This window comes from Sphingobacterium chungjuense, assembly GCF_011316935.1.
GTDB classification, from domain to species: domain Bacteria; phylum Bacteroidota; class Bacteroidia; order Sphingobacteriales; family Sphingobacteriaceae; genus Sphingobacterium; species Sphingobacterium chungjuense.
In genome coordinates, this window is record NZ_WLYS01000003.1 from 459,647 (window position 1) to 473,585 (window position 13,939).

9 protein-coding genes are annotated in these 13,939 nt (G+C 43.2%); 2 read left to right on the forward strand and 7 right to left on the reverse strand.

The window, feature by feature from the left end:
- Positions 1–10: 10 nt before the first annotated feature.
- From nusA to GKO22_RS09715, 3 genes are all read right to left on the reverse strand, one after another.
- A complete protein-coding gene (nusA, locus tag GKO22_RS09705; protein ID WP_166334532.1) occupies positions 11–1,249 on the reverse strand; it encodes a transcription termination factor NusA in 1,239 nt (412 codons plus the stop codon).
- A 2-nt stretch (positions 1,250–1,251) separates the two neighbouring features.
- On the reverse strand, positions 1,252–1,716 hold the full coding sequence (gene rimP / locus GKO22_RS09710) for a ribosome assembly cofactor RimP (RefSeq protein WP_116776534.1): 465 nt from the start codon (positions 1,714–1,716) through the stop codon (positions 1,252–1,254).
- A gap of 107 nt (positions 1,717–1,823) precedes the next feature.
- Positions 1,824–4,091: a S9 family peptidase gene (locus GKO22_RS09715; protein WP_206367866.1), complete on the reverse strand. Its 2,268-nt coding sequence runs from the start codon at positions 4,089–4,091 to the stop codon at positions 1,824–1,826.
- 120 nt (positions 4,092–4,211) lie between these two features.
- Between GKO22_RS09715 and GKO22_RS09720 the strand changes: the two genes are divergently transcribed.
- Positions 4,212–4,724: a hypothetical protein gene (locus GKO22_RS09720; RefSeq protein WP_166334533.1), complete on the forward strand. Its 513-nt coding sequence runs from the start codon at positions 4,212–4,214 to the stop codon at positions 4,722–4,724.
- A gap of 156 nt (positions 4,725–4,880) precedes the next feature.
- Here the strand turns inward: GKO22_RS09720 and GKO22_RS09725 are convergent, their stop codons facing one another.
- Genes GKO22_RS09725 through GKO22_RS09740 form a run of 4 tightly spaced genes read right to left on the reverse strand, consistent with a single transcriptional unit; the run spans position 4,881 to position 11,023 of the window.
- Entirely contained in the window at positions 4,881–7,928 is a 3,048-nt protein-coding gene (locus tag GKO22_RS09725) for an efflux RND transporter permease subunit (RefSeq protein ID WP_166334535.1), read from the reverse strand.
- 19 nt (positions 7,929–7,947) lie between these two features.
- Positions 7,948–9,006 carry an efflux RND transporter periplasmic adaptor subunit gene (locus GKO22_RS09730; protein ID WP_166334537.1) on the reverse strand — a complete coding sequence of 353 codons (1,059 nt, stop codon included), beginning with the start codon at positions 9,004–9,006 and terminating at the stop codon, positions 7,948–7,950.
- An 8-nt stretch (positions 9,007–9,014) separates the two neighbouring features.
- Entirely contained in the window at positions 9,015–10,364 is a 1,350-nt protein-coding gene (locus GKO22_RS09735) for a TolC family protein (RefSeq protein WP_166334539.1), read from the reverse strand.
- 20 nt (positions 10,365–10,384) lie between these two features.
- Complete coding sequence (locus GKO22_RS09740; RefSeq protein WP_166334541.1) at positions 10,385–11,023, reverse strand: TetR/AcrR family transcriptional regulator; 639 nt, start codon at positions 11,021–11,023, stop codon at positions 10,385–10,387.
- Between the two features lie 220 nt (positions 11,024–11,243).
- Here GKO22_RS09740 and clpB point away from each other — a divergent pair, with 220 nt between their 5' ends.
- On the forward strand, positions 11,244–13,853 hold the full coding sequence (gene clpB, locus GKO22_RS09745) for an ATP-dependent chaperone ClpB (protein WP_166334543.1): 2,610 nt from the start codon (positions 11,244–11,246) through the stop codon (positions 13,851–13,853).
- The last annotated feature ends 86 nt before the right edge of the window (positions 13,854–13,939 follow it).

The window sequence follows — 13,939 nt, forward strand, 5'->3', positions numbered from 1 at the left end:
GTTGTGCATACTATTCAAATTCTGCTTGCAGAATGCGCACAATCTCTTGGATAGTATCTTCCTCCAAGTCGGTACGGCGTACCAATTCTTCTTGAGACAGTGACAATACTGATTTGGCGGTATCTAGACCAACGCGTTTTAATTCGTCGATGATCCAGCTATCGATCTCGTCAGAGAATTCTTCGATATCCACATCTTCATCAATTTCATCATTCTCTCTGTATACATCAATCTCGTAACCAGTCAACTTGCCGGCCAACTTAATGTTGTGGCCACCACGACCAATCGCTAACGATACTTGATCTGGCTTCAGGTATACGGCTGCTGTAGCATCCTCATCGCTCAATTTAATAGAGCTGATGCGTGCTGGACTCAAGGCACGAGTGATGTATAGTGAACTATTGGTGGTGAAGTTAATCACGTCAATATTCTCATTGCGCAACTCGCGAACAATACCATGAATACGGGAACCTTTCATACCGACACAAGCACCTACTGGATCAATACGATCATCGTAAGATTCTACGGCTACTTTGGCGCGTTCTCCCGGCTCGCGAACGATTTTCTTAATGGTAATCAATCCATCGAAAATCTCTGGAACTTCCAGTTCGAACAGGCGTTGTAAGAACTCTGGTGCGGTACGAGAGATAATAATCTTTGGATTATTATTCATCATGTCTACCTTGTGTACTACCGCACGCACGTTGTCACCTTTTTTGAAATAATCGGCAGGGATCTGCTCGGTTTTTGGCATGATCAACTCATTACCATCCTCATCCAATACCAAAATTTCTTTTTTCCAGATTTGGTATACCTCACCAATCACCAATTCGCCTTCGCGATCTTTGTATTTCTTGAAGACCTCGTCTTTCTCCAGCTCCAATACTTTCGAAACCAACGTTTGGCGCGCAGCTAAAATGGCTCTACGACCAAAGCTCTCTAAAGTGATTTGCTCGATATAATCGTCTCCAACTTCTAAATCAGGATCGTAGGTATGTGCTTCTTTCAACTCGATCTCCAGATCATCATCTTCCGAAAAACCATCATCCATTACCGTACGGGTACGCCAGATCTCTAAATCTCCATTATCAGGATTGACAATAACATCGACATTTTCGTCGGTGCCAAAGCGTTTACGAATCATACTACGGAATACCTCTTCCAATACGGTAATTACCGTCGGACGATCTATATTCTTGAAATCTTTAAACTCCTGAAACGAGTCAATTAAATTAATATCGCTGCTCATTTTTATTTAAATGAAATTAACACCTTAGTCTCCTTTATATCTGTGAAAGGAATTTCACGTTCTTCTTCACGCGCTTTCTTTCCTTTTTCTTTTACTTTTTCAGTTAGCTGCACAACCGTGTCGGAGGCTGCTAATAATGTCCCTTCTCGTTTGGTACCGTCTTGCAAAGTAATTTTCACTTGGCGTCCCACATTTTTGTGGTATTGACGCAACAACTCCAAAGGATAATCAATACCTGGAGAGGATACTTCTAATCGATAAGCTTGATCGAGCACATTTTCTTCTTCCAAATGATATCCGACATGTCGGCTGATCTGCGCACAATCTTCAATCGGCAAACCTTGATCTCCATCTACTAAGATAGACAAAACACCATTGCTTTGCATTTTAATGCGAACAATAAATAAGTCTTCCCGATCGGCGATTTTTTCCTCTACCAGCTCCCGTACCCGTTGCTCTACCTGCATAAATGATTCCAGATTTGAATTAAAAAAAGGGGGCAAATAGTGCCCCCTTCCTCTCAGATGTACAAAGATACAAATATTATTGAAATAACAAACTACTGCTATAAAGATTAGTGAAGGTGCTTACCGAAGAAACCCATCATCGCTTTATAGAATTGAATCTGATTTTCTTCTTTACCAAAACCATGTCCCTCATCGTACTTCACCATATAAGGTACGTCGACACCTTTCTCGCGCAAAGCTTTCACGATCTGATCTGCCTCGGCGATCTTGACACGAGGATCATTTGCTCCTTGCACTACAAATAAAGGTGCTTGAATCTTTTCGATATGGAAAATAGGAGAAACCTCGGTTGCGATTGCCGCTTCCTGCTCATCATCTAAGTCGTACCAAATTTCGTACAACATGTCTTTATAAGGCTTCCAGTATTCTGGAATGGAGCTCATCAAGGTGAAGATATTGGATACACCCACATAATCTACACCCGCTTTATACAATTCTGGTGTTTTAGTCAAACCACGTAATACGGCATAACCACCGTGACTACCGCCATAGATCGCAATATTGTCTTTATCAACCCAACCTTGCTCAATCGCATATTGAATTCCATCTTCTACATCGTCCATGGCTTTGCGACCAACTTGCTTGAAGCCAGCACGTAAAAACTCTTTGCCGTAACCGCCAGACACGCGGAAATTCACTTGTAATGTAGCATACCCACGACTCGCAAACAATTGCGTTTCTGGGTTGAAACCCCAGCTATCACGCACACCTTGAGGTCCACCATGTGGATTCACAATTAGTGGCACTTTTTTTCCATCAACTGCTGCTTTCGGAAGTGTGATGTAGCCGTGAATCGTCAATCCGTCTCTCGAAGTGAACTGAATAGGGCGAACCTCTGCCATATCTGCTTCCTTTAATTGTGGCATCAAGTCGACTAATAAGGTTGCTTTCCCCGAAGCTGTATCATAGTGATAATATTTGCCATACAACTTATCGCTCTGCACGATAATTAGCAATTGATCCTCATCATCCGTTTTTCCTACTACTCTAAATTCGTAACCTGGAAACTGTTTTTCCAGATTTGCATAGATCTTCTTAAAGGTCGGACTGATTGGTTTGATCTCTACTTTCTCTCCTTCAAAACCAACGTAATCTACTTCCCAATTACGCTTTCTAGACAGGGAAATTAGATCAGCGTCGAATTGATCGTGTGCAAATATTTCGCGAATCTCTTCATTCTTGTTCAAATCGTACAATACGATACGTGCACGATCGGAAGTGAGATTGGTAATTGCGTAGGCTTCATCTTTGTTCTCTGAGGCGTAATTAAAAGATACGATACTAAACGAATCATCCCATCTGCCCGTATGTTTCTTCACGAATTCATCTGTACCAGCGGCCTTATAATAATACTCCGTCTGCGTTCCGTTTAGCATCTTCGCATAGCCGCGCAACACCCCTTCTTTATCAAAGTCATAGCCGACGATCGCATTAGCAGGATCTTCATTGGTAAATAGCTTTTCCAGATCTCCCGTATTTATATTGACTTTGTAAGGTTCGAAAACTTGTTTGTTATCCTTATTCATCTGCACGATGATAAAGTCTTTCTGCTCTTTTAGCATATTGAGAATGCTGGCTTGTACACCGTCAAATGGCGTAAGATCTATCCCATTGCTCCCATCGATGTTGATGGCAAATAAATGATAGTTTTCGTTACCACCTTCATCCATCACATAAATCAATCGATTATCGTTTATCCAGCCCGTACCTCGAATGAGCTCATCTTTCTCTTCGATCGCGCGCACAACATTGCCCGTAGCAACCTCTTTGATCATCACATGGCGCTTATTATTTTCGTCTTTCTCGCGGTACAATAGGTATTTACCGTTTGGAGACAACTGAAAACCAGACATAATTGGCTTCGCGAAGTAATCTTTTACTTGATACGCGAAATCACCTTGATCTAAAGCGATTAAGGCGTCTAGCTCTTCAGGACTGGAAACCAGCGACGGATCTCCGGGTTTGGTAATCGTGGTTTTTTCCAGAACTAAAGGCATTTCCATGCCTCCTTGCGAGAATGTTCCCGTGATTTTCCCGCCTTCCAACGTGCCTGCATATTTCATACCGGCTTGTTCTAAAGCTACCGATAAGGTATTATTCTCAAACGTGGCCGGAGATAATGGCAATCCGCTTGCCCCTTGCATCGGAATGTCTAAGGTGGCAGCAATGCCCTCAGGTGTTTCCGTAATATGGAAGATAAGTTCTAGGCTGGTGCCTTGGATATCCAACTTCCCTTTCCAATCGCCTGCAACTTGCGCAAAAGTATGACTCATTCCCAAAAGTACTAATACTAGTGTAAATAGATTTCTATTCATTGTTAAAAATGGTTTTTATAATAATTAGTAGCATCAATCTACTATTTGTTACATTTAATTACAAAAAAAACTTTTTTACCCCGAAGCGGTTTTATTCTAACATATAAAAGTTTAAATCCCATGAATCAGCTAACAACCTTATCGTTCATATTATTGGGCATAACCAGTATGATATACAGTTGTCAAAGTATGGAACAGCGCCGCGAAAATCAGGATCAGGATAGTACGAAGATGATGACAGAAAAGCATTCCGAAACTGTGCTTACGGACATACCATTTGCCATCGCGCAGAATTATTTTGTAAAGAATGATGCGCAGATACCTGAAGACCCTAAAATCACCGCGCAATCAGATTTTGACTCCATTTTTGGCAATGCCACATTGATGGGCGAAGATGGACAATCGACTCCGATAGATTTTGAGCAACAATTTGTGATTGCTGTCGTATTGGATCAATCTGATTTTGCAACGAAGATCGAGCCGATGGATCTAAGAAAATTAGATTCGGAAAAGATCCAATTTCGCTATGCGGTCACCGTTGGCGAACGCCAGCAATATATATCACAACCGGCATTGATCTTGGTGGCGGATAAAAAACATGAAGCCGATATTGTATTGAAAAGGGAAGAATAGCTTTGCAAAAAGTTGCTACACAAACTTACTAAACAAAAAAATTGTAATACAAAAAGAGCGCGCTGCGCTCTTTTTGTATATATCGAAGATTTATCGTCAATATATTGCGTTCATCACTCCTTTGCATCACAAAATTAAGCGATAAAGTTAACAGCTCTATTCAGCTACATTTGGTGGTATGAGCTTGTATACTACAGGTGTGACCACACGCGACAGCAAGGTTGAACTAATTAAACCGCCGATCATGACAATTGCCAAAGGTGAAATAAGTGGATTGGACGACCAGGCAATGGGCATCAACCCCCCAATAGCCGTCAAGGAAGTCAAGATAATCGGCAAGAAACGAATCTCACCTGCTTTTTCAATAGCTTCATTCAAAGGCATTCCTTCGCGACGCAATTGATTGGTAAAATCCACCAGCAAAATCGTATTCTTCACCTCTATTCCGGCTAATGCCACTATTCCTATAGTTGCTACAAAAGACAGCGTATTACCAGTCATTAGCAACGCTAAAACCGCTCCCACAATACCTAGAGGTATCACAGAAAGTACAATTAGCGTACTTTTAAACGTTTTGAACTCTAAGACCAATACCGCAATGAACATAAATACAGTGATAATAATAATCGTAGAAAATCCTCCAAAAGCCGCTTCGCGACTTTCCACTTCACCGCCCATCGAATAGCTGTAGCCATCTGGAAAATCAAAGTTATCCATCTGTTGGATCACCGACGTGATCACTTCGTCATTGCCGTAGCCTTTTTGCACGAAGGAATTGACCGAAACTGTGCGCTCTTTGTTACGGTGAAAAATGCTTGATGGTGACGATTCTAATTCGAAACTAGCCAGTTGGTACAATGGAATGGATTGCCCTTCTATATTTTGCACAAAGATACCTTCCAACGTATTCAAATCAGCATATTCGCCGCGGGGAACGGTGACCAATACTTCGTAATCATTATCGTCCGAGTTTGGATCAGAAAATGTACCCGCGGAATATCCAGCAAGAGCTACACGCACGGTTTGATCAATCGTGCTGCTCGGTACGCCAAAAGCCATGGCTTTCTCGCGATTCACGCGCACCCGAATATCAGATTTATTGCTTTTGATCGGATTGTTAACATATTCTGTGCCGGCTGTCTTTTTCAGCAGCGTTTCTACCGAAGCAGCTAAACGTTGCAGCGTATCCAGGTTCTCCCCTTCAATACGAACTTCGACTGGGGAAATCACCGGAACACCTTGTTCAAAATCACGCACTTCTACCTTAGCACCTAGATAGGGCGACCATCGTTTGCGTAACTCTTCGATTAATGCGATCTTTTGTTTTGATTTTACATCATCGTGCAACTGCACGAAAATCTCCGCATAAGCCGGATTCTCGTTGGCTTGCTGCATATTGTAATAAACGCGCGGATTACCTTTACCCACGTTACTAGTATAGTATTTCACATCCGCCATTTCACTGAGCTCCTGCTCTATTTGTCGCGTGATGCTATCGGTCGTCATTACGTTTGCTTGTTGTGAAGCTGTTACATGCACCATAAATTGCGGTTTTTCGGACGGCGGGAACAAGCTAAAACCAACCACAGGAATTAACGCTAATGAAGCCACAAAAACAACAACTGCCACAATGGTGGTGATGATGGGATGTTTCAACGCTTTGTCCAACAATTTGCCATAGGTCTGATGGATTCCTTTTTGCATGGTGCGGAGAATGATATTTCCACCTTCATGCTCATGCGGTTTCAACAGCTTACTTGCTAAGAACGGCACGACCAACAAAGCCACGAGCATAGAACCAACAACAGAAGCGATGACGGCTGTCGGCATACTCCGAATAAATTCGCCCGCCATCTCCGGCATAAACATCAAAGGCATAAAAGCAATTACTAGGGTCACTGTACAACCGACAACAGCCAAGGCAATTTGTTGCGTACCTTTAATGGCTGCCTCTAACCGCGAATAGCCATCACGCATCCAACGCTCAATGTTTTCGACTACCACAATACTATCATCGACCACCAAGCCCAGCGCCACCACAAAACCTACTATACTTAACTGATTCAAGGAATAACCCGCTATATTCATCGTTATTAAACCCAGCCCGAGCGATAGCGGAATCGCAATCATCACCACGAGCGAAGCGCGTGTACCTAGCGGTAATAATGTGATCAAAACCAGCGTAATCGCGATTAAGAAATCGATCCCTAAGCCACCAAGGCGCTGATTAACGTTATTCCCTTGATCAAAGGATAAAATCAGATCAACATTATCTGGAAGCTTTTCTTTAAAGCTGGAAAGTACTTGGGTGTATGCTTCCTGTGTTTTTGCAATATTTTCCCCTTCTTTTTGTGCCGCATTGATCAGCACACATTGGTATCCATTCAATCGCGTAATGTGTGTATTGGGGCCAAAACTGGGGTATACATCAGCGATATCTTCCAGAAAGACGTTGCGACCTTCGGCACTCGACACTACGGTACGACGTATTTGATTAACATCTTGATAGCTTCCACTAGTGGTTACGCTGAAATGTCGTGTCCCTGCATCCAGACTCCCGCCAGGGATATTTTGGGTCTCGCTGCGTACAATTTGCAAGACCCGATCCATCGGGATCTTCTGCTCGCGCATTTTATCCATATGCAGATCTATGCGTACTTGCTGCGGCGGCATACCAGATATGTTCACATCTTTCAGTGCTTTTACTTTTTCCAATTCCGACTTTAGGTCTTCAGAAAGTCGTTTCATGGTAGTTCTTGATGCATTTTCAGATACTAAGGCAGCTTGAATGACGCTCACATTGTTCGGATCTACCTTGAGCACTTGCATACTATAGATATTTTCGGGCAATTCGCTACGTGCAGCATTCAACTCCCGCACCATTTCCTGATACTTGCTTTCGTAATCCGTTTTGAATTCGTATTCTACAAAAATGAAAGCCAAACCATTATTGATGGTCGTCTTGATTGTTTTGATGTTGTCTAATCCGTAAAAGCGGGATTCCAATGGTTTTACCACGAGGTTTTCCATATCTTTTGGACTGGTACCGGGGTAGACCACCACGACAGGAAAGTTAGAAGCTTTCATTTCCGGATCTTCCGCGCGCGGCATGGTGAGCAAGGTGCTAATGGCAACGACCATAATCATCACCACCATGATCATGGTAAACTGATAATTCTTGATTGGATATTTTATAAGACTCATAGCGATAGTTTCTAAAATATTATGGTTTTACGCGTATGGATGACCCTTCGGTAAGGTAAGGGCTGCCGGCAACGATCACGCCTTGCACATTTTCTAATCCCGAAACAATAGTGACGGATTGCTGACCAATCTCGCCTAATTGCACGGCCTGCTTGGCCGCCGTCTTTCCATCTTTTGTCACGTAAACGTAAGCCTGCTTACCGTTGGCGTCGACTAATGCTTCATATGGGATTTCCCAACTATTTTGGCGGGCCACGATATTGTTTGACTGTTGGACGGAAATGCGTGATTTACCAAAAACGCCTGCGGCAAGTTTACCGTTCAAAGGAGATTTTACGTCGAGATAGATAGCAAAAGTACCGGATTTTGGATCCATCGCTTCGAGTTTTTTAGAAACTACAGCTTGCAGTTTCTGACCGGGAAGAGCATCCGTTTCAATCTCGGCTGTATCGCCTTTGTGGATTCTGGCCCATTGGCTATCACTCACCCCCACTTTCAACATCCACGTATGTGTACCGGCGCCGTTTACCTGTAAAACAGGAGTTCCAGGACCAACTACTTGTCCCTGATTAGCCAAGCGGGCTAGTACAAATCCAGAAACTGGTGCAATAATGTGTAGTTGCTGTTGATTGTACTGCACGGACTCTATATCGCGCTTGGCCAATTCCCAAGCGGATCGTGCATTTTGTAATTGCTCCAACGTGGCCACACTATCACGATAGAGCTTTTGCGCACGCTGATAATCACGCTCCGCTTTTTCCAATCCTACGTTGGCTTGACCGACTTTCGCATCGATCTCTGTGGCTTGAACAGAAGCCAATCGCTGACCTTTTCGAATAGGATCACCTTCTTTCACATAAATTTGTTGGATAACACCACCATTTTTAAAACCCAAAACGGTTTCATCATCTGTGGTAAATATACCGGTCGCTTCGATAGTTTCTCCACCATCGAGCTGTTGCAAGGATAGTAATGTGACTGGGATAGTGTCTTCTACCAAAATGGCTTCTTCCCGTTCCGCGTGACCACAAGACGACAAAATGGCGATCGTGATCAAAGATAAATTGAATATTTTCATGATAGGATTTAGTCTAGTATATAACTTGCTGTTTCTCGTTCTAATTTGGCTACCGCAATCATCCACTTGTACAAAGCAAGATTTTCGGCCAATTGGGCATTTGTATATTGCGAACGCGCGTCAATGGTTTCGATATAGGTATTGACACCTTCGTTGAATCCGCGTTGGATGAGTCGCTGATAAGTTCCGGCAGCCTCCAGCTGCTTCTTCGCATTTTGATAATTCCGGATCGTGCTGGTCACTTCATTATTGGCTACTCGTGCCGATGTCTCCAACTGTTGTTGCACACGCAGGCGTTGCTGTTGTGCTTCTGCTACGGCAACTTGACTTTCCCGAATTTTCAACTTGTTGCGACCGCCCTCAAAGATGGGCACCGTGAGCTGTGCACCGATCATCACATATTGCGATTCCCGATTGAAGCGCATATTTTCTGCCTGCGATCCCACATCCACAAATGCGTTTAGCTTTGGCACAAAGACCTGTTTGTTCATCTTCACCATCGTTTCCTGCACATTGATCTGATTGCTCAAGGCCTCCAGCTCCTCTCTTCCTTCCACTTGCAACTCACCTCGCTGCTGCGTTAGGTTTTCCACATTCGTCGGTTGCTGCTGGATAAGTTCCTCCGCATCCCGATTGAGTAGCATATTGAAGTAATAGCGTGCATTGGCTACTTGTTGCTCTGCTTCGACCAACTTTGTTTCCGCTTGTGCGATTTCCGCATCGGCACGTACGACATACGCCGGCAATCCACTGCCTGCTTCTAGCAACTTTTCGTTTACGCGTTTTCCTTCTTTAGCGAGATCAAGCGCGTTCTGATATACTTTTACACCATCTTCCGCACTCCAATAATTGTAATATGCAATCTTAATATCACGAACCAGTTCTCTTTGATAAATCTCCACTTCATGTTCGCGCATTTGCACTGCCTGTTCGTTCATGTGCTTGTTGTGCTTGATATCGGTATTGATGATCGGCATACCGGCACGAATACGCGCATCATAATAGTTTCGCGGCAAAAAGTTGATGCGCTCGTTGTTGATGGTTGGAAATGCTTGCGACTGCGTAAGTTGGTTGAGCGTCTGATACACCGGATTCAGCAAATCTCCGACAGGAAGTTCGATCATACGACCACCATTAGCGGTGGAGTACACCGCATCGAAGGAAACAGTCGGTAAATACATGCTTCGTGCGATATCCAGATTGACCATTGCTTTATCCAAGGATAGGTTTTTCTCGGCAATCGTCAAGTTGTTCTTCAATCCCACCGCTATATAGTCATCCAGAATGCTTTGTGCACTAGCCGATTGGGAGTACAAGGTAGTAGCTAACAGGCACGTGATCAGAAATCTTGTTTTCATAGTTAACAGTGTTTATTTTTTTATTTTATTCTCTCCAACATACTGACGTATAGTTGAAAAGTTCGCTCTAAAAATTCTGCTTCAAGCGCTTCGGAAAACAGCAAATTATTGAGTTGTTTCAGATGGCCCGACAAAAACAAGGAAGCCATTCCGTGCACGGTACTCCAGGCTTGTAGAGAAAGGGTTTGCGTATCCATTCCTTTAAAAAAGCCTTCTTGCTGACAATCCTTGATCGTCTCTATCAACATTTCAAAGACACGATCACCCTCTTCCCAATAGTCTTCCCCCCGATGATCATCTAAAAATTGCATGGGCTCTTTCATCATAAAAAGCAACTCGTAGTACCCTGGCTCCGTGACCGCAAAAGACAAATAAGCCTTTCCGATCGCTTTTAAGCGTTCAAATGCGTGATCTACATGCATCAGCACCTCCATTCTAGTACGCAACAAGGAACAACCTTCCAGATGCAACGCATACACGATATCCCGCTTATCTTTATAATAGAGGTAAATGGTCGTGGGACTAATATCAATAACCTTCGCAATCTTACGGATCGAAGTTGCTTCGATTCCTTCCTCGACGAATAACTTCTTTGCCGCGGCTAATATCTTGCTACGGAAATCTTCTTTATACTTGATTTTCTTTTCTTGCACACTCATGACGTTGCAAATATACTTAACACTGTTAATAATTTTAAAGTTTTTAACAACCTGACGATCGTGTGACGATCCGAAATACGGAAATTTAGGCAGGCCTCGCTAAACAATTAAGACATTTTGTCTTTCCAAAACCAACTTAAGTGACATAATTTCAGTCAGTTAGCGTAATGATTGACTAGGCATACGATTTGATAAAGCATTTGTATAAAACGACACAGCTATGAATTTTAACAACTATACTATTAAAGCTCAGGAAGCCATCCAGAAGGCCTCTGAGATTGCTACTGGAAATCAGCAGCAGGCTATTGAGCCAGCACATATATTAAAAGGGTTAATGACGGTAGATGAAAATGTAATCAGTCATTTACTCAAAAAACTACAAGTCAATATCAACCACACGACTGCCGAACTAGATCAGTACATTGCTGCTTTACCAAAAGTATCTGGAAGCAATATCTATCTGAGTAATAGCAGTAACAGCATTCTCCAGAAAGCTCAAACTTATTTAAAAGAGTTTGGCGACGAGTTTATTTCGGTAGAGCACCTCCTGCTAGCTTTATTGAGCAGTAGCGATAAAGCAGCGACCTTATTGAAAGATCAAGGTGCTACAGAGAAGGATTTGAAATTGGCTATTAAGGAGCTTCGCGGCAATAATCGGGTAACCGATCAAAATGCCGAAGCCACCTACAATGCTTTAGGCAAATATGCGCGCAACTTGAATGAATATGCGGAATCTGGCAAACTTGACCCTGTAATTGGTCGCGATGAAGAGATTCGTCGCGTGATGCAGATCTTATCGCGCCGCACAAAAAACAACCCTATTTTAGTGGGTGAACCTGGTGTGGGTAAAACAGCGATCGCCGAAGGTATTGCACACCGAATCATCAAAGGTGATGTGCCTGAAAACTTAAAAACAAAAACGGTCTTTTCGCTGGATATGGGCGCTTTGATTGCGGGAGCAAAATACAAAGGTGAATTTGAAGAACGATTAAAAGCCGTAGTCAAAGAGGTTTCGGACAGCGATGGTGAAATTATCTTGTTTATCGATGAGATCCACACCTTGGTCGGCGCAGGCGGTGGCGAAGGCGCTATGGATGCAGCAAATATCCTGAAGCCGGCTTTAGCGCGCGGTGAACTGCGTGCGATCGGAGCGACCACGTTAAACGAGTTTCAAAAATTCTTTGAGAAGGATAAAGCCTTAGAAAGACGTTTCCAAAAAGTGATGGTCGACGAACCGGATACGCAGGATGCGATATCGATTCTCCGTGGATTGAAAGAACGCTACGAAACACACCATAAGGTGCGTATCTTGGATGAATCCATTATTGCAGCCGTAGAGCTTTCTCAACGCTATATCACCGATCGTTTCTTACCAGATAAAGCGATTGATTTGGTCGACGAGGCAGCATCTAAGTTACGCTTAGAAATGGATTCGGTACCCGAAGTGGTGGACGAATTGAATCGACGCATCATGCAATTGGAGATTGAGCGTGAGGCCATTAAACGGGAACAGGATTCGCGTAAAGTCGATGAGCTTTCGGAAAGTATTGCTAACCTATCCAACGAGCGCGACTCGTTGAAAGCAGCTTGGCAGTCGGAAAAAGATTTGGTAGATCGGGTGAATCAGGAGATTCAATATATCGAAGATTACAAACTAGAAGCAGAACAAGCCGAACGCGCGGGTGATTACGGTAAGGTTGCCGAATTACGCTACGGTAAAATCAAAGAGGCACAAGATAATACCGAGAAGCTTAAGCTGGAATTGGCTGAAAAGCAACAAAACAGCCGCATGCTGAAAGAGGAAGTAACTTCGGAAGATATTGCCGATGTGGTATCTAGATGGACAGGTATTCCGGTGAATAAAATGGTGCAATCTGAGCGCGAGAAGTTACTCAACTTGGAAGAAGAATTGCATAAACGCGTTGCTGGACAAGAGGAAGCCATTGAGGCGATTTCTGACGCGATTCGTCGTTCTAGAGCAGGATTGAGCGATGCCAAGCGACCAATTGGTTCTTTCATATTCCTTGGCACTACCGGTGTGGGTAAAACGGAATTAGCGAAATCTTTGGCTGAATTTCTATTCGATGATGAGCAAGCGTTAGTACGCATCGATATGTCTGAATATCAAGAAAGACATGCTGTTTCGAGATTGATCGGAGCGCCTCCAGGATACGTGGGTTACGAAGAAGGTGGTCAGTTAACGGAAGCCGTACGTCGTCGTCCATACTCGGTCGTATTATTGGATGAGATTGAAAAAGCGCATCCAGATGTATTTAATATCTTGTTGCAAGTGCTGGATGATGGTCATTTAACAGACAACAAAGGTCGCGTGGTGAATTTTAAAAATACGATCATCATCATGACGTCTAATACGGGTTCACATCTGATTCAGCAAAACTTCGCGACCTTGAATGAGGAAAACAGAGAAAGTGTGGTCGCCAAAACAAAAGACGATGTATTTGAGCTATTGCAACAAAGTATTCGCCCCGAGTTCTTGAACCGGATAGATGAAATCATCATGTTCACACCGCTTGGTCGCGATGAAATCGGAGATATCGTGCGGATGCAGTTCTCTCGCGTGCAAAAGCAATTGGCCGAGCAGAACATATTCATCGAAGCGACGGAGGAAGCTTTGGATTGGCTAGCACAATTGGGTTACGATCCGGTATATGGTGCTCGCCCATTGAAACGCGTGATTCAAAAACGCATTCTCAATGAACTTTCTAAAGCCATCTTGGCAGATAAGGTCCGAAAAGACTCGATTATCAAGATTGATAGCTTCGACGGACAGTTTGTATTTGTCGAGAAAGAGCCGGAAACGACGGCATAGTTTACATAATAAAATAGAAAAGGATCGAACTTCGTTCGATCCTTTTCTATTTTATTATATTTTACATACTTATCAAAAAGATGAAA